This window comes from Enterobacter cloacae complex sp. ECL72 (assembly GCF_019056635.1).
GTDB lineage: Bacteria > Pseudomonadota > Gammaproteobacteria > Enterobacterales > Enterobacteriaceae > Enterobacter > Enterobacter hormaechei_C.
Genome location: NZ_CP077659.1, coordinates 434,139 through 457,291, shown reverse-complemented (window position 1 = coordinate 457,291; position 23,153 = coordinate 434,139). Strand labels below are relative to the sequence as shown.

Annotated in this window: 25 protein-coding genes, 1 tRNA gene and 1 pseudogene; 2 read left to right on the top strand and 25 right to left on the bottom strand. The window is 53.7% G+C overall.

Features of this window, described 5'->3' with window-relative positions:
- Positions 1 to 4: 4 nt before the first annotated feature.
- From KTH07_RS02170 to proB, 14 genes and pseudogenes are all read right to left on the bottom strand, one after another.
- Complete coding sequence (locus KTH07_RS02170; RefSeq protein ID WP_063162189.1) at positions 5 to 790, bottom strand: hypothetical protein; 786 nt, start codon at positions 788 to 790, stop codon at positions 5 to 7.
- Positions 787 to 960 (bottom strand): hypothetical protein, encoded by a 174-nt coding sequence (locus KTH07_RS02165; protein ID WP_014830800.1) that lies wholly within the window; start codon positions 958 to 960, stop codon positions 787 to 789. Before KTH07_RS02165 ends, KTH07_RS02170 begins: the two co-directional genes overlap by 4 nt.
- A gap of 420 nt (positions 961 to 1,380) precedes the next feature.
- Positions 1,381 to 3,144 (bottom strand): primase-like DNA-binding domain-containing protein, encoded by a 1,764-nt coding sequence (locus KTH07_RS02160; protein ID WP_063162188.1) that lies wholly within the window; start codon positions 3,142 to 3,144, stop codon positions 1,381 to 1,383.
- Positions 3,141 to 3,455 (bottom strand): DUF4222 domain-containing protein, encoded by a 315-nt coding sequence (locus KTH07_RS02155; protein ID WP_063162187.1) that lies wholly within the window; start codon positions 3,453 to 3,455, stop codon positions 3,141 to 3,143. The genes KTH07_RS02160 and KTH07_RS02155 overlap by 4 nt, the downstream gene beginning before the upstream one ends.
- A 10-nt stretch (positions 3,456 to 3,465) precedes the next feature.
- A complete protein-coding gene (locus KTH07_RS02150) occupies positions 3,466 to 3,669 on the bottom strand; it encodes a hypothetical protein (RefSeq protein ID WP_006809969.1) in 204 nt (67 codons plus the stop codon).
- 115 nt (positions 3,670 to 3,784) lie between these two features.
- Positions 3,785 to 4,660, bottom strand: coding sequence for a tyrosine-type recombinase/integrase (locus tag KTH07_RS02145; RefSeq protein WP_063162186.1), 876 nt, complete (start codon positions 4,658 to 4,660; stop codon positions 3,785 to 3,787).
- Complete coding sequence (locus KTH07_RS02140; RefSeq protein ID WP_020802552.1) at positions 4,653 to 4,898, bottom strand: host cell division inhibitor Icd-like protein; 246 nt, start codon at positions 4,896 to 4,898, stop codon at positions 4,653 to 4,655. The genes KTH07_RS02145 and KTH07_RS02140 overlap by 8 nt, the downstream gene beginning before the upstream one ends.
- Before the next feature lie 47 nt (positions 4,899 to 4,945).
- Positions 4,946 to 5,134 (bottom strand): annotated as a pseudogene (locus KTH07_RS23420) (ash family protein); the annotation flags it as partial.
- Positions 5,135 to 5,369: 235 nt separating this feature from the next.
- Positions 5,370 to 5,567 carry an AlpA family transcriptional regulator gene (locus KTH07_RS02130; protein ID WP_045339018.1) on the bottom strand — a complete coding sequence of 66 codons (198 nt, stop codon included), beginning with the start codon at positions 5,565 to 5,567 and terminating at the stop codon, positions 5,370 to 5,372.
- 167 nt (positions 5,568 to 5,734) lie between these two features.
- Entirely contained in the window at positions 5,735 to 6,331 is a 597-nt protein-coding gene (locus KTH07_RS02125) for a hypothetical protein (protein WP_063162185.1), read from the bottom strand.
- 68 nt (positions 6,332 to 6,399) lie between these two features.
- Positions 6,400 to 7,614 (bottom strand): integrase arm-type DNA-binding domain-containing protein, encoded by a 1,215-nt coding sequence (locus tag KTH07_RS02120; protein ID WP_063162184.1) that lies wholly within the window; start codon positions 7,612 to 7,614, stop codon positions 6,400 to 6,402.
- Between the two features lie 166 nt (positions 7,615 to 7,780).
- Positions 7,781 to 7,856 (bottom strand) — tRNA-Thr (locus KTH07_RS02115).
- 111 nt (positions 7,857 to 7,967) lie between these two features.
- Positions 7,968 to 9,221, bottom strand: a complete 1,254-nt coding sequence (proA, locus tag KTH07_RS02110; RefSeq protein ID WP_063162183.1) for a glutamate-5-semialdehyde dehydrogenase — start codon at positions 9,219 to 9,221, stop codon at positions 7,968 to 7,970.
- 11 nt (positions 9,222 to 9,232) lie between these two features.
- Positions 9,233 to 10,336: a glutamate 5-kinase gene (gene proB, locus KTH07_RS02105; RefSeq protein WP_015571369.1), complete on the bottom strand. Its 1,104-nt coding sequence runs from the start codon at positions 10,334 to 10,336 to the stop codon at positions 9,233 to 9,235.
- Positions 10,337 to 10,641: 305 nt separating this feature from the next.
- Here proB and phoE point away from each other — a divergent pair, with 305 nt between their 5' ends.
- Positions 10,642 to 11,694: a phosphoporin PhoE gene (gene phoE / locus KTH07_RS02100; protein WP_017383128.1), complete on the top strand. Its 1,053-nt coding sequence runs from the start codon at positions 10,642 to 10,644 to the stop codon at positions 11,692 to 11,694.
- A gap of 131 nt (positions 11,695 to 11,825) precedes the next feature.
- Here the strand turns inward: phoE and crl are convergent, their stop codons facing one another.
- The 3 genes from crl to gpt form a co-directional block, all read right to left on the bottom strand.
- Positions 11,826 to 12,227, bottom strand: coding sequence for a sigma factor-binding protein Crl (gene crl / locus KTH07_RS02095; RefSeq protein WP_006809999.1), 402 nt, complete (start codon positions 12,225 to 12,227; stop codon positions 11,826 to 11,828).
- Between the two features lie 56 nt (positions 12,228 to 12,283).
- Positions 12,284 to 13,528 (bottom strand): esterase FrsA, encoded by a 1,245-nt coding sequence (frsA, locus tag KTH07_RS02090; protein WP_217310878.1) that lies wholly within the window; start codon positions 13,526 to 13,528, stop codon positions 12,284 to 12,286.
- Positions 13,529 to 13,632: 104 nt separating this feature from the next.
- Positions 13,633 to 14,091 (bottom strand): xanthine phosphoribosyltransferase, encoded by a 459-nt coding sequence (gene gpt / locus KTH07_RS02085; protein ID WP_003863205.1) that lies wholly within the window; start codon positions 14,089 to 14,091, stop codon positions 13,633 to 13,635.
- A 258-nt stretch (positions 14,092 to 14,349) separates the two neighbouring features.
- On the opposite strand from gpt, the gene pepD reads away from it, so the two are divergent.
- Positions 14,350 to 15,807, top strand: coding sequence for a cytosol nonspecific dipeptidase (pepD, locus tag KTH07_RS02080; RefSeq protein ID WP_023303125.1), 1,458 nt, complete (start codon positions 14,350 to 14,352; stop codon positions 15,805 to 15,807).
- Between the two features lie 55 nt (positions 15,808 to 15,862).
- On the opposite strand, the gene dinB is transcribed toward pepD, so the two are convergent.
- From dinB to KTH07_RS02040, 8 genes are all read right to left on the bottom strand, one after another.
- Positions 15,863 to 16,921 (bottom strand): DNA polymerase IV, encoded by a 1,059-nt coding sequence (gene dinB / locus KTH07_RS02075; protein WP_023303124.1) that lies wholly within the window; start codon positions 16,919 to 16,921, stop codon positions 15,863 to 15,865.
- 107 nt (positions 16,922 to 17,028) lie between these two features.
- Positions 17,029 to 17,229 carry a (Na+)-NQR maturation NqrM gene (gene nqrM / locus KTH07_RS02070; protein WP_003863212.1) on the bottom strand — a complete coding sequence of 67 codons (201 nt, stop codon included), beginning with the start codon at positions 17,227 to 17,229 and terminating at the stop codon, positions 17,029 to 17,031.
- A 2-nt stretch (positions 17,230 to 17,231) separates the two neighbouring features.
- Positions 17,232 to 18,455, bottom strand: coding sequence for an NADH:ubiquinone reductase (Na(+)-transporting) subunit F (gene nqrF, locus KTH07_RS02065; protein WP_015571374.1), 1,224 nt, complete (start codon positions 18,453 to 18,455; stop codon positions 17,232 to 17,234).
- 10 nt (positions 18,456 to 18,465) lie between these two features.
- Positions 18,466 to 19,062: an NADH:ubiquinone reductase (Na(+)-transporting) subunit E gene (nqrE, locus tag KTH07_RS02060; protein ID WP_003863217.1), complete on the bottom strand. Its 597-nt coding sequence runs from the start codon at positions 19,060 to 19,062 to the stop codon at positions 18,466 to 18,468.
- A gap of 6 nt (positions 19,063 to 19,068) precedes the next feature.
- Positions 19,069 to 19,707, bottom strand: coding sequence for an NADH:ubiquinone reductase (Na(+)-transporting) subunit D (locus KTH07_RS02055; RefSeq protein ID WP_003863219.1), 639 nt, complete (start codon positions 19,705 to 19,707; stop codon positions 19,069 to 19,071).
- Positions 19,700 to 20,494 (bottom strand): Na(+)-translocating NADH-quinone reductase subunit C, encoded by a 795-nt coding sequence (locus KTH07_RS02050; protein WP_017383124.1) that lies wholly within the window; start codon positions 20,492 to 20,494, stop codon positions 19,700 to 19,702. The genes KTH07_RS02055 and KTH07_RS02050 overlap by 8 nt, the downstream gene beginning before the upstream one ends.
- Positions 20,487 to 21,722, bottom strand: coding sequence for an NADH:ubiquinone reductase (Na(+)-transporting) subunit B (locus tag KTH07_RS02045; RefSeq protein ID WP_023303122.1), 1,236 nt, complete (start codon positions 21,720 to 21,722; stop codon positions 20,487 to 20,489). Before KTH07_RS02045 ends, KTH07_RS02050 begins: the two co-directional genes overlap by 8 nt.
- A 2-nt stretch (positions 21,723 to 21,724) precedes the next feature.
- Positions 21,725 to 23,068, bottom strand: coding sequence for a Na(+)-translocating NADH-quinone reductase subunit A (locus tag KTH07_RS02040; protein ID WP_023303121.1), 1,344 nt, complete (start codon positions 23,066 to 23,068; stop codon positions 21,725 to 21,727).
- Positions 23,069 to 23,153: the final 85 nt, after the last annotated feature.

The window sequence follows — 23,153 nt, the reverse complement described above, 5'->3', positions numbered from 1 at the left end:
GCCCTCAGGCGGCCTGCTTCTCTTCTGAATGTGTCTGGCGCTGGCTGCCTTTGAGCATTGCGCTGACATGTTCGCTTAACTGATCAAGGCCGGTCATGCGTGGCTGAACTTCTGATGGATCGTCGTTCTTCCCGTACACGAGATTGTTATACCAGGTTCGGACAGCTGTAATTTGTGCAACGTCCTTCCTTACCGCGTCGACCAGATCGGCAACCGCGCTAATCACCTGCCCGTTCTCTGATGCAACACGGGAGAAGCCGAGACGTTTTAGCTGTTCCGTATCGAGTCCCGAACACACTGCGTGCGCCCTTAGCAAGGCGTCCGCCAGTTCCTGGTGCTTTCCACTGTGCATCGACAGCAGCATTTTTTCCTGGCTGCGGCGATCCAGCCGGGCGAATGCCAGGCGCATTTCACTGTCACGCATGAATCCCTGAACATCATCAGATGCCAGTGGATTAACCGGCGCGAGCTTGTTCTTCAGATAATCGAGAATGTTTGCGGCCTGCTCGCTTACGGCTGCGACGCCGCGGGTAAAGTCTTTGAGCGTGTCCGGGTTCCGGGCTTCACCTGCCCTGCGGTTTTTTGCCTGTTCGTTCAGATCCGGATCGTTGCGGATAACGTCCAGCAAATCCGCCTCAGCTTCGGCCTGCTGCGCCGTTGTCCTCAGGCTGGTGAGTTCGCCCGCCATGCCACGAAATAAAGCGGCCATCTGAGTATTTGGCGCAACAACCTTACCGGCATAACCCCCCAGCTCGATGCTGTGTTTCCCAATTTTGATTGAGTAGCTCACTGGCCAGCCTCCATTTTTGATAGCCCTGCATCAAATACCTTGCGCGCAACAGCATGGATTGACGGCGCGATCCCCATGCCCGACTTCTGGCGCTCCCTCTCCTGAATGGTTTTCAGAGCCTGAATCTGCTCCCCGTTCAGCAGGACGGGCTTAACGTTAACCTTGCTCATGATGCCCCCTGTAATAGCAACCGTTAAAATTCCATAAATCGCAACAATCGAATAATCAATTGCGATTTATGAAACGATGTTAATGAAATTGCAGGGGTGTACAACGCTAAAAGAGTGGATGCGTTTTAAAGAATTTGCCCTCAAGGTATACATGGTGTTCATTAAGGCAATAAATTACTTATAAAACAATACATTAACCTATGAACACCAGCCTACATTTTGGGATTTCAGGTCTACACGGTATACATCATTCTGTTTAATAAACCATCAGATGATTAATGAGAGAATGAACACCATGTACACCCTGTGTATACCTGAAAACAAGGTATACATGGTTTATTTCACTGATTTATATATAAATTATTCTCTCGATGTATACCATGTATACTATGTATACCTTTCTCCATATTTATCTGAACTTCATTCTTTATGACCGGCTACAGGATGCGTCTGAGGTAACCAGTCTTCCGCACTTTCCGAAAGTTCAACGTTAGTCACCATGCCACGGGCTCTACGTTCCTTACGGTACTCGTGATTAAACTCCCTCATCGCGCTTTCCATCCCCTCTGCGAATTTATTCAGCGTCAGCGGCTTGTCGAAACCGTTGGCCTCCAGGAATGCCAGGTAAGCGTGATAGAGATAAATTCGCGGATAGTGAGGCGGATTACGGTTTCCTACCATCATTCCCGCACAATCAGCCAGCCGCTCAAGATGCGCGCAGAAGGCATAAAGCGGATCCGTTTTCTGTTTCACCTCTAATGCCTCTTCGCTGTTCCGCTGTTCCAGCAGCAGCGCCCGCGCTTTTTCCGGGTTTGAAAAGTTCGCCAGCAGCCGGCGAACAACCACCGGAATTTCAGCGGATATCTTTTCTGCCAGGTCGGGATCCTTATCCTCTTCGCTGACGCGCCGGTTAAACTGGAAAATTACGCGGCGCCGGGAAACGCCGCCGGCGCGTTCGGTGAAAATCATCGGCGTGTTGTTCGTGGCCACAACCACCGCCCGCAGAACGGCGGTGTACTGGTGCTCGTGTTTCGGGTCGATCTCCACCGCATCCCCGCCGGTGATTGCCTTTATCCCGGTGCCCTCACCTGAATATTTGGGCTGATCAGGAAGCGTTATCATGCTCTTGCCGACGAACTGCGCCCGCCCGCGTGCACTGTCGAGCGCCGCCATGTTCCCGCTGGCGGTGTTATGCACGCCGGCCAGCATCGTCGCGATATGGGTGAAGACGCTTTTCCCGCTGCCGCCCTCCCCGGTTATCTCGAGGAACAGCTGCCAGTCGTACCGGTTCGCCAGCACCATAAAGAGCGCTGCAGCGATGCGCTGCATCTTAATTGCGTCTCTATCTGATGCGTAACTTAGCCACTTATGGAAGTTCGGCGCGTGGTCGCGGAGGTTTTCGCCCGGCACCGCCGGTGTGTAGGTCACGCCGTTGTGGTTGGTCAGCCAGTTATCCTGGCTGTGTTCGGAGAAAACGCCGGTTTCCATATCGTAGACGCCATTAGCAAAGGGGATCAGGCTGCGCCGCGGCTCCCCCATTACCGGGATAACGATTTTCAGGGCGTCGATAACGTTGTTGATCGCGCGCTTGCTGAAGTTGGTTTTGTTCTCGTTGTAGATAGCCACCATTTCGCGGCTCAGCTCGAGCAGTGACGTTTTCTCCCAGATGCCAGCGCGGTAGACGTACACGCCTTCGCTGTTTTCATTGATCGCAATGCCGGTGTAACGCGCGGCCAGTATGAGCGCCTTTTCGTTATCAGCCAGGTCGCGAAGGTTTACATCTGTCAGCGGTTTGCCGATCACCATGCTTTTGCCGGCTTCCGCATCGGCTTTGAGGCGCGGCAACTGGGGCGTCCAGTCCTCCAGTAGCTGATAACCTTCAGAGTAGAATTGCGCGCGCTCCACGCCGGCCAACGCCAGCTTTGTCGCGAGAATGGTTATCTGCCGTTCGGTCAGATGCCCGCCGCGGCAAACCCGGGCATAGAGCCGGCCATCATCAACAATGCGGATATTCTCCAGCTCCGCCAGCTGCTTTTTATCCAGCACAACCGGCGGCACCGTGTCGCCAATCGGGTTCATTTCCTGCCATGCTTTGGCGAACGTCCAGGCATCGGCGCCGGCAAAGATGATTGACTCCTCCATGAGATCCGCCGGCTGCTTTTTAAGGTTTGGTGCATTCTTCATTTTCTGTTCCCTCGCTCCCTGATGATTTCCCGCATGACACGAATTCGCTCGATGCCCTGTACCCGCATAATCCGATCGATATCTTTTTCGTCGGCGACCGGCGCGGAAGAAACAAATTCAAATTCCCGCACCAGTCTTTCTGGCGTGCAAAAACACGGTGAGCTGTACCCCTCGCGGCAATATGTCACTCTGTCGAATCGGTAACTTTCGATAATTACTATGTTGCCCCGACCGTCCTTCCATTTATCGCCCGGCCTGATTTCAGGGTGAGCGCGGCCACCAGCAGCTAAGCCGGAATTTTTAATCGTCATATTTTTTACCTCACGCCGCTGGCGGGATTACCTGATAACCAATTTTCCTCAGAAAGCGCGCGGCACTCTCCACCGTAAAAATGATCTCGTCGTCCAGAAGGGGGCGCATCGACTGCAACCCGTTCGACGTGTCCACCAGATAGCGACCACCGGCCGGAAAACTGAATACGTTTTTGCCGTCGGCCCGGCGAACCAGATCGTAAACAGGAGTCATAATTTCCCCTCCCCGTCCCTTAATAACTGGCTGGTAAAACAAAATCGCACACTATTTAATTGCGCAGGGATATGATCGGCGAAAGCACCGAGACAGCAAATTGGGATAACCGTTGTCATACAGATACCTCCATGGCCAGACGGGATTGAATGGCAGAGGCCTTACTGCCTAACTGGAGGTAAGTTCGGGTAATTGCCGGGTTACTGTGCCCGAGCATTTCAGAGGCGACCAGCAAGCCCTGTTCGCCGCCAGCGGACATGAGATTAAAGGCGGCAATTTTGCGGCTGGAGTAGGCGCTCAGGCGCAGACGCGTGTTTACGACGCGCGTAAACCACAGCATTACGTTGTGCAGTTTCTTCCAGATTGTCTGGCGGCTCACGCTACCTTCCAGAGACTGGCAACGGTTACTTTCAATCTGGCTGCGGGAAAATACCAGGTCGTCACCGATAAGATTGCGCTCCATGCGTTCACGCAGTCGTTTGATGATGCCCGGCGGCAGCTGTTTGGTATCATGCTTAACCTCAGCCTTTGCCACCAGCTCAAACACGATCGCCTGTTCTTCCTCCGTCATACCGGCGGCCAGCTCGTCGCAGCTCACGCTATCCCAGTGCATGTAGGCAATGTGATCTCCAGCAAGCCGGGCGGCGTCCTTGCGCTGCTGGCGAACAATCTCGATCCCCTTACGGGTCGCTCTGGCTTCTGCTGCTTTGGTCTGCTTCGCTACGATGATCGTTGCAATGCCTGTTTCCCAGTTAATGCAGGAGTAACGGAAATTGCACACGTCGCTCGTACGCCAGCCGGTAACGGTCGCAATATCCCACCAGAGTAAAACCCAGTCCGGCTGGGTCTGCTGGATGCGTTCGCGCAGTTTGCGCTGCTCTTCCCGTTCGTAAACGGGGGTCATGGTGCGGCTACCTTTCGTAGTAGTGGCTTTTACCACGTTGCCGCGCAGCTCGCGGGCTTTAGCTGTCAGGGTCTGGAGGTTAAACATGGCTACCTCCCAGTTTCGCAACATCCAGTTCAAACGCGCCGCTGCTGTATTGATAAAGCGAACATTCAGAGCGAATTTTGGCGGCAAAGATAAGATCCCAGCGGGAATAAAACTCGCGGGCTTCTTGCTCACTGTCGGCAACGATGCGGATAACAACGGGAGTGCAGGTCCGGCCTTTCGGCGTACCGAGGAAAAGCCAGGTGAATTTGGGCAGTTTTTGGGTTGGGGTAGTAGCCATGTGGCAGCCTCCATACAGTGGTCTAGATAGCCACCACCGGAAACGCCAATTTCACTGGTGGTGGACTGAGCAGGGTTGGCGTAACCGGACTGTATGGACTCCGGCGCGGATTTCTCCGCCCCCACCCAGCCCACCATAATTTTGCTAGCAGAGCGGTTTTGAACCACAACGCGTGAAAATAGGTGAGACGGATCAACGGCACAAAAAAAGACGCTTGGCGCGTCATGTGTCGCCATACAGTCATTCAGGACGCCAATCCTGGCACCAGATTTTGCTGATGCTTTTAAAGAATACCCTTCAGTTGAATAACAAGGCAAGGAGTTTTTAGGGTGAGCGAAGCCCTGCCCCAGACGGGCATAATTGTTCTTCATGGCATTAACCTTTTTGAATTGTTTAGTGAGCTGTCGCGACAAACTTATTTTGCGAGATCCGAAGTGCAAACTCTCGCAAATTATCTCTGCTCACGGAATCTCAGTTCGTTTGGCTGCGTGACGATTCAATGCGCTCACTAATCCATTCATCAATTTCGCTTTCAATGAAAGCGATTGCTCGAGAACCAATCTTTATGGATGAGGGGAAACGTTGCTCAGCCATGAGTCGATAGATCCAAGCCTTGCTATAGCCGGTTCTGCGCTGAACTTCAGGTAAGCGGATAAGGGATTGGGACATATATACCTCTCGAAGTCTAATGTGGTCTACGAGGTATATTTCAGCAAAAACATGCGGGTAGTTGTGGAAGTCACGGTAAATCAGTTGGAAGCAGCGCCTCCACTGAAATAGAAGTACGGCCAGAAGTTTTAGAACTTGAGGATCGTCTTTTTGGAAATCCTTACGAGCTATTTGGAAGCGTATGTGTTCAGAGCTTCATTAATTAGCATAGTCAATGCCTTATCTGTCACATCGATGCCATCGCCATGCTCCAATATGCTTCTTGAAGCACTTCTAGCAACTTCGGATTTGTTCAAATTTTTACCGCGAACATATTTGCCACCTGATTTTTCAAGCGCAATAGCCATTCCAGCGATCAGTTTTAACGCTGTATCTTTACCAGCAAACTCGCCCCACACGCTTCGTAAAGGCTGGTACTTTTCGCTAGAGCTATCTGGATCACATCCAAACCAACTATCTGTAGCTGATATTTCTTTTACAGCCCAAGGCCAAATATCATTGGAATAAAAATCAGCTCCAGTGATATCTCCGCCAAGTGAGCTAGACCATGTTCTCTTGGGATGTAGTTCTTCTGCGTTTACAGCACTCAAAATTATCCTCAAGTAACTGGAAGCAATGTTGTAGATCTCAGGAGGGAATTTAGCTTTCAACTCATCTAAGCGTGAACAACTGTACACGCCAGCCATAGCCATTGCAGCCTGCTCAGCAGTGACCACACGTTGTCGGCGAAGATGATGGGGCATGTTGAGGATGTTTTCTCGCATAAAAGCTTCCTGCTAACGATAGTCTACAGAAGTCTACTACTGTCAATTAGCACTGTCTATACATACAGTTAAGCGCTTTTCCCAAATGTTCCATGCACTACATTTTCGCCGTTTTCTAACGCTTCCATATAGTCGGCATACCACTGAAGCATTTCACGTCGGCCGTCTATGTACTGAGCGTGGTTGTACGTTCCTCGAATAGAGTTTTTGTCGACGTGTGCCAGCTGCGTTTCTATCCACGCGGTGTTGTAGCCCTTTTCGTGAAGGATGGTACTCATGGTGTGCCGGAAACCGTGCCCGGTGACTTTTCCGTCATAGCCAATCCGCTTAAAGACTTGGTTTATGCTGGCTTCACTCATTGTTTTTCGCGGATCGTTACGGCCAGGGAACATAAGCGGGTAATTGCCTGTTAGCTCTTGGAGCTGGCCAATAAGCGTAAGAGCTTGCCTGGACAACGGCACCACATGAGGGCGACGCATTTTCATGCGTGATGCTGGTATTTCCCAGACGGCCTTACTGATATTGATTTCATCCCAAAATGCCCCGCGGAGTTCGCCGGTACGCAAGCCGGTGATAATCAGCAAACGAGCGGCCAAAACTACTAAAGCGCTTCCTGTATATCCTGACAACGCCTTGAAGAAATCAGGCAATTCTTTCGGTGTAAGGAAAGGATAATGATTGGACTCATGCCCTTGCATGGCGCTGGTGAGATCCGGAGCGGGGTTATACTCAGCACGGCCGGTAACTATTGCATAACGGAAAACTTCCCCGCAGCGCTGCCTAACTTTTTTGGCCTTTTCTGTAGCGCCGCGCCCCTCAATGCGCCGCAGCACATTCAACAGTTCAAGCGGTTTGATATCGGCTATTGGTTTTTTGCCAATGTAAGGGAACACATCTTTGTTGAAAGCCTCCAGGATGTCTGAGGCATACCCAGCAGACCATTTTTTTAGTTTGCTGCTGTGCCACTCAAGGGCAATATCTTTGAAAGTGTTGTTTAACTGCGTTTCACGGGCGATCTTCTCTTCCCGTTTCGCTTCCATAGGATCGATACCCCCAGCGATACCCCTTTTGGCTTCTTCACGTTTTGCCCGAGCATCGGCCAATGTGACTTCAGGATACACACCCAGCGCTAACAGCTTCTCTTTGCCGGCTACACGATACTTGAGCCGCCAGTATTTGCCGCCATTAGGTTTAATCAGGAGATACAAACCACCACCATCAGCCAGCTTGTAAGGCTTATCTTTAGGTTTGGCGGTGTCCACCTGCCGGGCGTTTAGTTTCACTTGGGGGTACCTCCTCTAGACCGAACAGCATATACCCCCATAAGTACCCCCAAACGACTGTAGATTTCAGGGAACTTTAGTAGACATAGAAATACTAAAAGGGGCTGTAAAGCGCAGAGTATAAGGGGTTTCAGTGAACTTTAGTAGACTTGGGGAGACGTTAGAATGGTGCCGATAATAGGAGTCGAACCTACGACCTTCGCATTACGAATGCGCTGCTCTACCAACTGAGCTATATCGGCCCTGAAAGGCCGGTTACGAGCGTAACCACGGGGCAAAAGAGTAGATCTAACCGGGTGATGCGTCAATGCCCTTTTGAATCAAACGGCTATTTTTGCATCACCCGCGATTATTTACCCACGAATCGTATCATCACCGTAGCCGATCCACTTGTAGGTGGTCAGTGCTTCCAGCCCCATCGGACCGCGGGCGTGCAGCTTCTGAGTGCTCACAGCCACCTCCGCGCCCAGACCAAACTGGCCGCCATCGGTGAAGCGCGTCGAGGCATTCACGTAAACCGCAGACGAATCCACTTCATTCACAAACCGATCGGCATTGCGCAGGGTGCGCGTCAGGATCGCGTCAGAATGCTGGGTTCCGTGTTCACGAATGTGCGCAATAGCGTCATCGAGATCCGCAACCACCTTCACGTTCAGATCCAGCGACAAATACTCATCGTCGTACTGCTCCGCGTTAACCGGAACGACCTTCGCCGGACCGTCTTTCAGCAGGGCGAGAGACTTCTCATCCGCATGCAGCTTGACGCCACTTTCCGCCATCTGCTTGCTCAGCGCTGGCAGGAAGGTACTGGCGATGCCCTGATGCACCAGCAGCGTTTCCACCGTATTACAGGTGCTTGGACGCTGTGTTTTAGCGTTGACGATAATCTTCAGCGCAGGTTCTACCTCCGCGGTGTCATCCACTACGATATGGCATACGCCAATACCACCGGTGATCACCGGAATGGTAGATTGCTCACGGCACAGCTTGTGCAAGCCCGCGCCGCCGCGTGGGATCAGCATGTCGATGTATTTGTCCATGCGCAGCATCTCGTTGACCAGCGCACGGTCGGGGCTTTCAATCGCCTGCACGGCACCCGCCGGTAAACCACACTCCTCCAGCGCCTGCTGAATGACGTTTACCGTCGCGGCGTTGGTGCGCCAGGTCTCCTTCCCGCCACGCAGGATCGCGGCATTACCGGTCTTCAGGCACAGGGAGGCGACATCCACCGTCACGTTTGGACGCGCTTCGTAAATCACCCCAATGACGCCAAGCGGCACGCGGCGACGCTCAAGGCGTAATCCGCTGTCGAGCACCCCACCGTCAATCACCTGCCCTACCGGGTCGGGGAGGTTGCACACCTGACGGACGTCGTCGGCGATACCTTTCAGACGCGCCGGGGTCAGCGCCAGACGATCGAGCATCGCTTCGCTTAAGCCGTTGCGACGCGCTTCCAGCAGATCCTGCTCGTTGGCGAGCAAAATTTCCTGCGACTGAGATTCCAGATAATCAGCGATTTTTTCCAGCACGCGGTTTTTCTCGCGGCTGGAAAGGAGCGCCAGTTTATAAGAGGCTGCTTTCGCGGCTGCGCCCATTTGTTCAAGCATGTTCTGGCTCCTTAACGAATAATCATGTCGTCACGATGCACGGCAACCGGGCCATATTCATAGCCCAGGATGGCGTCGATCTGCTGGGAATGGTGACCAGCAATCCGACGCAGCGCGTCGCTGTTATAACGACTTACGCCATGAGCGATGTCGCGACCTTCAAGGTTACGGATTCGGATCACTTCACCACGCGAGAAGTTGCCTGTCACGCTTTTAATTCCTTTTGGAAGTAACGAGCTTCCTCTTTCCAGAATAGCGGCGGTCGCGCCTTCATCCACGGTCAGTTCGCCAGCCGGGGGCGCGCCAAAGATCCAGCGCTTTCGGTTTTCCAGCGGGGATGCCTGAGCGTGGAATCGTGTGCCCACAGAGATGCCTTCCATCACATCACCGATCACGCCCGGACGGCTGCCCGCGGCGATGATGGTGTCGATACCGGCCCGACACGCCACGTCCGCGGCCTGGAGCTTGGTGCCCATGCCGCCTGTCCCCAGACCAGAAACGCTGTCACCCGCAATGGCGCGCAGCGCATCGTCAATGCCGTGAACGTCTTTAATTAGTTCTGCCTGTGGATTAGAACGCGGGTCAGCGGTAAACAGCCCCTGCTGATCGGTCAGAAGCAGTAGCTTATCGGCCCCTGCCAGGATCGCCGCCAGCGCAGAGAGGTTATCGTTGTCGCCCACTTTGATTTCAGCGGTGGCAACAGCGTCGTTTTCGTTAATGACCGGAACGATATGGTTATCCAGCAGTGCACGCAGCGTATCGCGGGCGTTCAGGAAACGTTCTCTGTCTTCCATATCCGCACGCGTCAGCAGCATCTGCCCGACGTGAATGCCGTAGATGGAGAACAGTTGTTCCCAGAGCTGTATGAGTCGGCTTTGTCCCACGGCGGCCAGCAGCTGTTTGGAGGCGATCGTCGCGGGGAGTTCGGGGTAGCCCAGGTGTTCACGCCCGGCGGCAATCGCCCCGGAAGTCACAATCACAATACGATGCCCTGCGGCATGCAACTGAGCGCACTGACGTACAAGCTCAACGATATGGGCACGATTCAGGCGGCGCGATCCGCCTGTTAACACACTGGTACCGAGTTTTACCACCAGCGTCTGGCTGTCACTCATGATTCTCTGCCGTTCAACAATAAGGGAAAATGATGTCAGTCAGACGTTTTAACAGGTGTCAGCTCCGTTGCCAACTGCCTTAGCGCATGACCCGTCACTTTGTTGCGCGGGATCAGGAAGCGTAGCGGCAGATTTTGACAATTTTATTACCGAAAAATTAAAACATACTTTTTTAGACATATTCTTACTTTGTCATAAAACTTTCACCCACGAACGATAAAACCCTTCCTGTTTTTCACGGGGTAATAAGTCGAATCTTATTACTCAGCGAATATTAGCGCGTTTTTATAAAATCAGGATTGAAAATGAAAAAGAGCACTCTGGCATTAGTGGTAATGGGCGTAGTTGCTTCCGCATCTGTTCAGGCAGCAGAAGTTTATAATAAAAACGGGAATAAACTGGACGTGTACGGCAAAGTAAAAGCAATGCACTACATCAGTGATGATGACGCTAAGGATGGTGACCAGACTTACGTTCGTTTCGGCTTTAAGGGTGAAACGCAGATTAACGATCAGCTGACGGGCTACGGACGTTGGGAAGCTGAGTTCGCAGGTAACAAAGCTGAGAGCGACTCTTCTCAAAAAACACGTCTGGCATTTGCCGGGCTGAAACTGAAAGACTTCGGCTCACTGGATTACGGCCGTAACCTGGGCGCGCTGTATGACGTCGCCGCATACACCGATATGTTCCCGGAGTTCGGCGGTGACGGCCTGGCGCAGACCGATAACTTCATGACGAAACGCGCCTCCGGTCTGGCCACATACCGTAATACCGATTTCTTTGGCCTGGTTGACGGCCTGAACATGACCCTGCAATACCAGGGCAAAAATGAAAACCGCGACGTGAAGAAGCAAAACGGTGACGGCTTCGGTACCTCCCTGAGCTATGACTTCGGCGGCAGCGATTTTTCTGTGATTGGTGCGTATGCCAGCTCCGATCGCACTAACGATCAAAACCTTCAGGCACGCGGCGAAGGTAAAAAAGCAGAAGGCTGGGCAACCGGTTTGAAATATGATGCCAACGATATTTATCTGGCCACTATCTATTCCGAAACCCGCAATATGGCCCCTATTTCCGGTGGCTTTGCAAATAAAGCGCAAAACTTCGAAGTGGTTGCGCAATATCAATTTGACTTTGGTCTGCGTCCATCTCTGGGTTACGTGCAGTCTAAAGGCAAAGATATCGAAGGTATCGGCGATGAAGATATCGTGAAATACATCGACGTAGGTGCTACATATTATTTCAACAAAAATATGTCTGCGTTTGTTGATTATAAGATCAACCAGATCGATGACGATAATAAACTGGGCGTAAGCAGCGATGATATCGTTGCGCTGGGCATGACCTACCAGTTCTGATGTTGTGGTAATAAAAAACCGGCGCTGAGCCGGTTTTTTTGTGCCCGGTGACGCTGTGCTTACCGGGCGTACGGGATAGTACATTTTTCATGCCGGGTAAGGCGTAGCCGCCACCCGGCGCTGTGACATCATCAGGCTCTCAGTTTCACCGCTTCGCTGGAAAAATCGTCCGCAGGCTCCAGCTTCAGATCCAGCGTTGCCAGCAGATCACGAGCTTTGCCGTGAAATTCTTTTAGCGTATGCTCCAGACGATCGATCACTTCCTGATCTTTGATGCTCGTCGCCTGCCAGTGCCCGTCTTTATTAAACAGGCCAAACTGATAGCTATAGGTAAAACGGTTTTCCTGTGCTTCCATTTCCATCCACCAGCCCCAGAACTCACGTTTTTCGGGTGCAGGCTTCACGTTGACGCAAACAGCCAGGCAGTCGAAAAAAAAGCGATTCTCTTCACACTGCTCTTCTCGAATATACGGGCCAAGAGCCATGAACTTCTTAATCAGTCTACTTTTCGGGTGTCCACTCGGTAACGTCATTGCGATCTCCTTTTGTGAAGCACTGTTTTACCAAACCAACGAAATTTAGCAAACTATTAACACAATCTCTGCGTGATCCAGGGTGTGATCTCTTTCAGCGCTTTGTCAAAATTCTGGTACACCGGGCTGAAGGGTACCTCCAGCAATTTACCATCAGAAGATGACGACGTGATTAAGCGTGACTCCTCTTCCGGGCTAAACGGATCGTTCTTCCAGAAACCGGACATCATCGGGGTTGGGCAGCGGCGGCCGAGTAAGCCCTGCGTTTTTAATGAATAACGATTAAGTTCAATGCGCAACGCTTCGTCTGAAGCATCATGCATGCCAAGTCGGCTCGCCAGCACGTCCAGATACATCTCAGGAACGCTACCCTGACGCGCAGGATCGCTTAACAGAGCATGCACCACCGGGCCAAGACAGGCGACGGCCTTCAGGCGTGAAGATTCAAGGTAGGCAAGCCGTACCGCGACGTTAGCGCCAAAGCGGAAGCCAAACGCGCCAACCCGGGTGTGGTCAACCCAAGGGATATTCTCCAGCGCTTTTAAAGCATGCTGGTGCAGCAGGCTGGAGTCTTGCGTAAGTTTCCATTTGGATGAAAAACCAATGGAAGGCATATCAAGCGTCAGCATGGCGATTCCGTTTGGGGCAAAGTAGCGCTCATACAGGCTGTAATAGTCAATTTGTAACGAGTCCAGTCCACCGCACATCAGAACCGTCGGGAACGGCCCTTCCCCCTCCGGCATATGCAGGAATCCGGTCACCGGGCTGCCACCGGGAATGGCGAACTCAATTTCACGCATCCGGCCAGGCAACCGCTGCGCGGCCTCTTCATAAGCCCGGTTTGCCAGCGCCTGGGCCTGCTCTGCCAGTTCGTCGCCTTTAAGATGCGGATATGCAGCGATGCTGTACAGATTTGCCGCATGCAGCCAGTGCTTTCCGCTGAGAGTGGCGTCTTCTTCCTGGCTCGCTTTTTGCTGCCAGAGCATGGCCTGCTTTGACCATTCGTAGATCCAGTTTCCACCACGGTAGCCCACCACCGTATCGTAGAGATCGCCGTCGGTACGCTCGGACTCACTCATCACGATACGCGCCTGCACGTCGAGGATTTCACGCGGATCGATGCCGCGCCAGATCCACATCAGGCGGTTAATCATTCGATACCAGTGGGGCACGTTCTTACCGTCTAACGCTGACTGAACGGCAGGCATTGTCCCCGGATTAAACCGACGCACCAGCGTCGACGTTTCAGGGTGCTTGAAACGGGGTTTGAAGAGAGTTTCGGTAAGATTCGCCTGCGTCATTGCGTTGCCTCCATGGATACGTCATATGAAGACCATTGTAACGCGTGGCAGGCTAAAAAGAACAACGCCCGGCATAACCGGGCGTGTAAAGTTACGTACTGAAATTAACGGCCAGAGATAGGCGGTACGAAGACCACGCCCATATCCCATGGCTGTTCAATCCAGGTATCCTGCGGGATATCAATGACGTAATCATCAACCAGTGGGCGACCCGCTGGTTTCGCGAAGATCGTGACGAAGTGCGCTTTTGGATACATTTCGCGGATAGCCACCGCGGTACCGCCGGTGTCCACCAAATCGTCGATAACGATAAAGCCTTCACCGTCGCCTTCCGCGCGTTTCAGCACTTTCAGTTCGCGCTGGTTGTCGTGATCGTAGCTGGAGATACATACGGTATCGACATGACGAATACCCAGCTCACGAGCCAGCAGCGCCCCCGGTACCAGACCGCCACGGCTGACGGCAATAATGCCTTTCCACTGTTCGGAAGGCATCAGACGCGCAGCCAGTTTGCGTGCGTGAATCTGCAACATGTCCCAGGTGACGACGTATTTTTCGCTCATGTGAAGTGTCCCAGCCTGTTTATATACGGCTTAAAAAAATGAGGGTGAACCAGGTTGCGCGAGATTATAGAGATCTGACGCACTAAAAACCAGTGTTACGCGCCATGAGCCTGAGTTTTTACATGCTTAATGCTACCAGCCACGGGAGAAAGTGGTATTCTCAGTTGCATCTCGCAAGCCTGACTTGTGGTAACGATTAACCTGCTAACCCTGTGACCTGCAACATTGTTTTGCAGCGCAACGACAAGGAGACCTATCGTGTCTGAACTGTCTCAATTATCTCCACAACCACTGTGGGATATTTTTGCCAAAATCTGCTCCATTCCGCACCCTTCCTATCACGAAGAACAGCTTGCCGAACATATTATGGGTTGGGCAAAGGAAAAAGGTCTGCACGCTGAGCGCGACCAGGTTGGCAATATTCTTATCCGCAAACCTGCCACCGCAGGTATGGAAAACCGTAAGCCAGTGGTATTGCAGGCGCACCTGGATATGGTTCCGCAGAAAAACAACGACACCGTTCACGACTTCACAAAAGACCCGATCCAGCCGTACATCGACGGTGAGTGGGTGAAGGCGCGCGGCACGACTCTGGGCGCAGATAACGGCATTGGTATGGCTTCCGCGCTGGCCGTGCTGGCTGACGACAGCGTTGAACACGGTCCGCTGGAAGTGCTGCTGACCATGACTGAAGAAGCGGGCATGGATGGCGCGTTCGGTCTCCAGGCAAACTGGCTGCAAGCGGACATTCTGATCAACACCGACTCCGAAGAAGAGGGTGAGATCTACATGGGCTGCGCGGGCGGGATCGATTTTATCTCTACCCTGCCGCTGTCCCGCGAAGCGATCCCTGCCGGATTCGAGACCTTTAAGCTGACGCTGAAAGGGCTGAAAGGCGGTCACTCCGGCGGTGATATTCACCTGGGCCTGGGCAACGCCAACAAACTGCTAGCGCGTTTCCTGGCGGGCCATGCCGCTGAACTGGATCTGCGTCTGGTGGACTTCAACGGCGGTACTCTGCGTAACGCGATCCCTCGCGAAGCCTTCGCCACCGTGGCGGTATCTGCGTCGAAAGCGGACGAACTGAAAAAACTCTCCAGCGTGTATCTGGAGATCCTGAAAAACGAACTGTCTGCGAAAGAGAAAAACCTGACGGTGGTGCTGGAGTCCGTTACGACGGATAAAGCCGCGCTGACCGCACAGTCTCGTGACACGTTCGTCCAGCTGCTGAACGCAACGCCAAACGGCGTTATTCGCAACTCTGACGTGGCGAAAGGCGTGGTGGAAACCTCCCTGAACGTGGGCGTGGTGACCATGGGTGACGACAGCGCAGAGATCATCTGCCTGATCCGTTCCCTGATCGACAGCGGTAAAGAGTACGTTGTGAGCATGCTGGAATCTCTGGGTACCCTGGCGGGCGCGAAAACGTCTGCAAAAGGCAGCTACCCGGGCTGGCAGCCGGATGCAAGTTCTCCGGTCATGGCACTGGTGCGTGAAACTTATCAGCGACTGTTCAACAGCACCCCGAACATTCAGGTTATTCATGCGGGTCTGGAGTGTGGTCTGTTCAAGAAACCGTATCCGGATATGGACATGGTCTCCATCGGGCCAACCATCACCGGGCCACACTCCCCGGATGAGCAGGTTCACATTGAAAGCGTCGGTCACTACTGGACGCTGCTGACTGAGCTGCTGAAAGCAATTCCTGTTAAGTAATTAGCCGTTTGATGCCCGGTGGCGCTACGCTTGCCGGGCCTACGATTAGCGTAATCTACAGTCCCAACACCAGTTGACGCTCCAGCTGCGGATCCAGCAAGGTGACGTGCAGCCCCACCAGCCTCACCCCTCGTCCGCCCCGCCGTTCTTCCCACGCCTTTTTCGCCGTCGCGATAAGATCCTCTTTGTTGAGGCGTGGCCAGACGTGCTCCTGCGTCGTCTGCTGAAAATCGTTAAATTTCAGTTTGATGCCCTGTCGGGCAATAAGCAGATCCGGTTTGACCTTCAGTAAGCGTCGTTCAAGCTCAGGATAAAGCTGTTCCGTAATAATGGTTTCACACTCGGTCCAGTCATGGATATCTTCGCTCAGTGTGCGTTCAACGCCGACCGATTTACGCAGCCGTTCGTTGTTCACATCCCGGTCATCAATGCCCTGACTGCGTTCCCACAGTACGCGGCCAAACTTGCCAAAACGCTTAAGCAGCAGCGCCAGATCGCTGCGCTGAACGTCTTCGCAGGTGCGTAGCCCCATACTTTCCAGCTTCGCGGCGGAGACTTTGCCCACGCCGGGGATTTTGCTGAGCGGCAGCGTCTTTAAAAACGCCGGAACCTCTTCCGGAGTGATGACGTACTGGCCGTTGGGCTTATTTAAATCGGAGGCGATTTTGGCGAGAAATTTGACCGGCGCGACGCCTGCCGATGCCGTCAGGTTCAGCTCATTAAAAATAGTCTGGCGGATCTCCTGCGCCATGAGGGTGGCGGAGCCGTGGCAGTGCATGCTGTGGGTGACATCCAGATAGGCTTCATCCAGCGATAACGGTTCAATCAGTGAGGTGTAGCGGGAGAAGATCTCCCGAATGTGGCTCGATGCTTCTTTATAGGCATCAAAACGTCCGGGCAAAAGAGTGAGATGCGGGCACAGTTTCAGCGCCATCGCTGTCGGCATGGCGCTGCGTACACCGTATTTGCGAGCAGGATAGTTGGCGGTGCTGATGACACCGCGCTGAACCCGGCTGCCGCCAATGGCGATCGGAATATCCCGCAGCGCCGGGTTGTCACGCATCTCCACTGCGGCAAAAAAGCAGTCCATATCGACATGGATTATTTTGCGCATAGTAAGCCCTCACTTATTACTGGATAAGTATACAGTAAACAAATGAGGGTTGAGAAGTGCGCGCAGGAATTGTCGGGTGGCGGCGTTGCCTTACCCGACCTGGAAGACTAAATAATGCGTTGCTGCTCGCGAGCCATCCGCTTTTTCCGCGCATCGCACGGTTCCGGACAATCGCACACTTTTTCCATTCCGATGGAAGAGATGCCTCCGCAACTGCCCTGAATGCTTTTACGCTTGATGATCCAGCCTAAGGACATGCCGAAGATCACCAGCACAAACACCGCAAAGGTCGCCAGAAAAGTCAGCATAATCAGCCTCCGAAATCATCAAGCATGATGTTCTCATCTTCCACGCCAAGATCTTTTAGCATCTTAATCACGGCGGCGTTCATCATTGGTGGACCACACATATAGAACTCGCAGTCTTCCGGTGCCGGGTGCTGTTTGAGGTAATTTTCATACAGCACGTTGTGGATGAAGCCCGTATAGCCTGTCCAGTTATCTTCCGGCTGCGGATCGGATAGCGCCACATGGAAGGTAAAGTTAGGGTTATCACGCGCCAGTTGTTCAAACTCATCGTCATAGAACATTTCGCGCAGTGAACGCGCCCCGTACCAGAAGCTGATCTTACGCTTGCTGCCAAGTCGTTTGAGCTGGTCAAAAATATGCGAACGCATCGGCGCCATACCCGCACCGCCGCCGATAAAGACCATCTCCGCATCGGTATCTTTGGCAAAGAATTCGCCGAACGGGCCGGAAATCGTCACTTTGTCGCCAGGCTTGAGGGACCAGATATACGACGACATGACGCCAGGAGGGGCATCAGGCACATTCGGTGGCGGCGTGGCGATACGCACGTTGAGCATAATAATGCCCTTCTCTTCCGGATAGTTAGCCATGGAATAGGCGCGAAGCGCGGGCTCTTTTACCTCGGAAACAAAGCGGAAGAGGTTAAATTTATCCCAGTCTGCCCGGTACTCCTCAGGCACATCGAAGTCAGCATACGCGACGGTGTGTGCCGGACAATCAATCTGGATATACCCACCCGCACGGAACGGGACGCTCTCCCCTTCAGGGACACGCAGCTTGAGCTCTTTGATGAACGTGGCTTTGTTATCGTTAGAGATAACTTCGCATTCCCATTTTTTCACGCCGAAGATCTCCTCCGGCAGCTCAATCTTCATGTTCTGGCGCACAGCGACCTGGCACGCCAGACGGCATCCCTCTTTCGCTTCACGCTTCGTGATATGCGACAGTTCCGTTGGCAGAATATCACCGCCGCCCTCTTTGACCGTCACACGGCACTGGCCACAGGAGCCACCGCCGCCACAGGCAGACGAGACAAAAATCCCGTTGCCGGAGAGCGTGTTAAGCAGCTTATCCCCTGCCGGGGTACGGATCTGATTCTGCGGATCGTCATTGATATCAATGATCACATCCCCGGAATTGACCAGCTTCGCACGCGCCGCCAGGATCAGCCCTGACAGCACCAGTACTATCAGCGTGAACATCACCACGCCAAGAATAATTTCCATCTGTTAGCCCTTATAGCTGCACACCGGAGAAGGACATAAAGCCCAACGCCATCAGGCCGGTGGTGATAAAGGTGATCCCTAAGCCACGAAGCCCCGCAGGTACGTTGGCATATTTCATTTTTTCACGGATCCCCGCCATGGTGACAATCGCCAGCATCCAGCCGATACCGGAACCGAAGCCATACACAACCGATTCACTGAAGTTGTAATCGCGCTGAACCATAAACGAGACGCCACCGAAGATGGCGCAGTTCACGGCGATCAGCGGCAGGAAGATCCCCAGCGCGTTGTACAGCGACGGGAAGTATTTATCGAGGATCATCTCCAGGATCTGAACAAGCGCCGCAATCACTCCGATAAAGGTGATGAAGTTCAGGAAGCTAAGATCAACCCCCTCCACCAGCGCGCCATCGCGCAGCACGAAGTTGAATACCAGGTTGTTAATCGGAACGGAAAGCCCCAGCACAACGGTAACTGCCACGCCCAGACCAAATGCCGTCGATACCTTTTTAGAAACGGCAAGGAACGTACACATGCCCAGGAAGAAAGCGAGCGCCATGTTTTCAACAAACACCGCGCGCACAAATAAACTCAGGTAATGAGCCATTGTCGGTTACTCCTTTTCCTGCTGTTCAGGCTTCAACGTACGAATCAGCCAGATCAGCAAACCGATAATGAAAAATGCGCTTGGGGCCAGCAGGAACAGGCCGTTCGGCAGATACCAGCCGCCGTTCTGTACCGTATCCAGCACCGGAATGCCAAACAGCTTGCCGCTGCCAATAAGTTCGCGCAGGAAACCAACCGTCAACAGGATCACGCCGTAACCCAGGCCGTTGCCAATACCGTCCATAAAGCTCGCCAGCGGTGGCATTTTCATCGCATAGGCTTCAGCACGCCCCATCACGATGCAGTTGGTGATTATCAGACCGACAAACACCGAAAGCTGCTTCGAGGTTTCATAGGCGAAGGCGCGCAGGAGCTGATCGACCACGATCACCAGCGAGGCGATAATCGCCATCTGCACGATGATCCTCACGCTGTTGGGTATGTGGTGGCGGATCATTGAGATAAACATGCTGGAAAACGCTGTCACCAGCGTTACCGCCAGCGTCATGACCACCGCCGTTTCCAGCTTGGTGGTCACCGCCAGCGCCGAGCACACCCCCAGCACCTGTAACGTTATCGGGTTATTGGCTAACAGCGGGCCAATCAGCACCTTTTTAACTTCTTTCAGTTCACCCGTATCAGCCATTATTCAGCGCTCCTTCACGTACATTCTTCAGGAAGGGACCAAAGCCCAGTTCACCCATCCAGAAATCAAAGCTGTGCTGCACACCGTTAGAGGTGAGCGTGGCACCGGAAAGGCCATCAACGGCAAATTCATCGCCGGGACGCGCGCCCCCTTTCACCACCTTCAGCGCAGGCTGGCCGTTGTCGTCGAGCACTTTTTTACCAACAAACTGTGCCCGCCAGTTAGGGTTCTCAACTTCGCCTCCCAGCCCTGGTGTTTCGCCCTGATCGTAATAAGTAATGCCTTTGACCGTACGACCATCGGTTTCCAACGCCACAAAGGCGTACATCATTGACCATAAACCGTTGCCATAGATGGGCAACACGATTTCCTGGATGCGCTTTTGCTCGTCACGGACGAGGTAAATCTCCGCGACATTGCTGCGGCGCTTAATGCCTGCCGGATCCTGCGAGGCGTCAAGCGTGGTGCTCATCTGCGGATCTTTTAGCGCCAGCGCCTGGTTGTATTTCGCCGGGTCTTTATCCATTAACTCCCCGGTTTTTAAATCCACCAGCCGTGCGGTAATACGTTCGGCAAACACCGCTGCGACGTCATCCTTCGTCATGCCTTCCTGCATCAGCCCGGCCACGGCCAGGATGTTACGCTGTTTATCCAGCGCTCGTTGCTCCTGCTGTAGCGGCTTTAACCCTACGGCAGAACCGGCCACGACAATGGAACAGACCAGACACAGTACCAGCACCACCAGCAGCGTTTTGCTGATGCTGTCGTTATTTTTGATCTCAGCCACGCGCCTTCCTCCGCTTAATGTTGGCGCGCACGACCAGGTAGTCGAACAGCGGCGCAAACAGATTGGCAAACAGAATGGCCAACATCATCCCTTCCGGATAAGCCGGGTTGACCACGCGAATCAGTACACACATCACCCCAATGAGCGCGCCGTAACACCATTTACCTCTGTCGGTAAACGAAGCCGAGACCGGATCGGTGGCCATGAACATCATGCCAAACGCAAAGCCTCCCAGCACAAGGTGCCAGTACCACGGCATGGAGAACATCGGGTTTGTGTCTGAACCAATGAAGTTGAAAAGCGTGGCGGTGAGTACCATCCCGAGCATGACGCCTGCGACAATGCGCCAGGACGCCACGCGGCCAAAGAGGATGATGGCCCCGCCGATCAAAATCATCAGGGTAGACACTTCACCGATGGAGCCCGGAATATTGCCGATAAACGCATCAAACCAGGTGACAGGCTGTCCGGTTGCATTATTGACCAGCGTTTCGCCGCCGCCAGCCGCCCACTGTGAAAGTGGCGTCGCGCCGGAGAATCCGTCTGCTGCCGTCCACACCAGGTCGCCCGAGATTTGCGCCGGATAAGCAAAGAACAGGAACGCGCGCCCTGCCAGCGCCGGATTGAGGAAGTTGCGTCCGGTCCCGCCGAAGATCTCCTTGGCAATCACCACGCCAAAGCTGATCCCCATCGCCGCCTGCCAGAGCGGCAGCGTTGGCGGAACAATCAGCGCAAACAGAATAGAGGTAACAAAGAAGCCCTCGTTGATCTCATGTTTGCGAATAATAGCGAACAGCACCTCCCAGAAACCGCCCACGATAAAGACAGTCATATAGATAGGGAGGAAGAAGACAGCGCCCAGCGTCATCATGCTGACCCAGCCGGCATCTGCCGCAAAGCTCACCCCCAGCGACTGCGCCAGACGATAGTGCCAGTCAGACTGAATCACCTGCGCCAGCTGCTCTGCATCGTGCATATGGTGCAGCGCCGGAATAGTTTGCAACCCAACGTTATACATCCCCCAGAACATGGCCGGGAAGACCGCAAACCAGACCAGAATCATCATTCGCTTGAGGTCGATGGCGTCGCGAACGTGCGCCGCGCCTTTCGTCACCAGACCCGGCGTGTAGAAAATGGTCGTGGTCGCTTCATACAGCGGGTAGTACTTTTTGAGCTTCCCTTCGGTAAAGTGCGGCTCAATTTTTTCAAAGAGGTGTTTCAAGCCCATGGTTATCCTTCCTGCTCAATGCGGGTTAACACCTCGCGCAATACGGGTCCATATTCGTATTTACCTGGACACACATAGGTACACAGCGCCAGATCTTCTTCGTCCAGCTCCAGACAGCCCAACGCCTGGGCACCGTCGGTATCGCCGGCCAGGAGATCGCGCAGCAGCACGGTGGGCAGAATATCCAGCGGCATCACGCGTTCGTAGTTGCCAATCGGAACCATGGCGCGCTCACCGCCGTTGGTGCTGGTGGAGAAGTTAAACAGCTTACGACGCAGGAAGTGGCCGAGCGTGGTGCGCGTTACCGAGTATTTTTCTGCACCAGGCAGCACCCAGCCGAACAGCTCTTTCTCGCGTCCTTCAAGCACAACGCTCACCTGAAGATGGAAACGACCCAGCCAGGCCATCGGGCCTGTCGCGTGCCTGCCGCTCAGCACCGAACCGGAAATAATACGGTTTTCACCCTCTTTCGTTTCGCCAGCCAACAGCGCCGTCAGGTCTGCCCCAAGCAGCGTGCGAACCAGACGCGGTTGGGTTGCCTGAGGGCCGCCGATGGCAATAATGCGTTCTGCGCACAGCTCACCCGTGGTGAACAGCTTACCGATAGCGATCACGTCCTGATAATTAAGATGCCAGACCTGTTTCGTCAGGCTTACCGGCTCCAGGAAATGAATATGCGTTCCCACCAGCCCGGCCGGATGCGGGCCGGCAAATTCATTAAAGGCCACCTGCCCTTGCGGATGCCCGCCCAGCTTACCGCCGCTGGCCTGACAGACATGCACTTTACCCGGCGTCAGGCGCGTTAACACGGTGAGGCCGGCATCGAAAGCGTTTCGTTCCGCCAGGATAAGAGGCTGCGGATCTGCGCTGAGCGGGTTGGTGTCGATGGCCGTAACGAAGATAGCGGCCGGCACAGTGCCAGGCACGGGCGTTTTGCTATAGGGGCGCGTGCGAAGCGCCGTCCACAGTCCCGACTCCAGCAGTTGCGTCTGCACCGCGTCGCGGCTGAGGGTAGCGAGATCGGCGGCGTCAAAACGCGCAAATTCGCGTTTCTCATCGCCTTCAATTTGAATAACTACCGATTGCAGAACGCGACGCTCACCACGATGGATGGCGACAACGGTGCCGCTGGCTGGGGCTGTAAACATAACGCCAGGATTTTTTTTATCCTCGAAGAGCGCCTGGCCTTTTATTACGCGATCGCCTTCCTGTACCAGCATCGCGGGACGCATGCCCACGTAATCATCACCTACAATGGCGACATGATGAATACTGGCGCCGGTGGTAACGTGCTGTTCAGGCACGCCAGAGATTGGCAGATCGAGTCCTTTTCTAATTCTAAACATGTGGTTAGCAGGTATCCATGAACAACAATCCAGAGAGGCCGGAGTGTACCATTTTCGGCCCTGCCTGGGGCAGCAAATCCGCCGT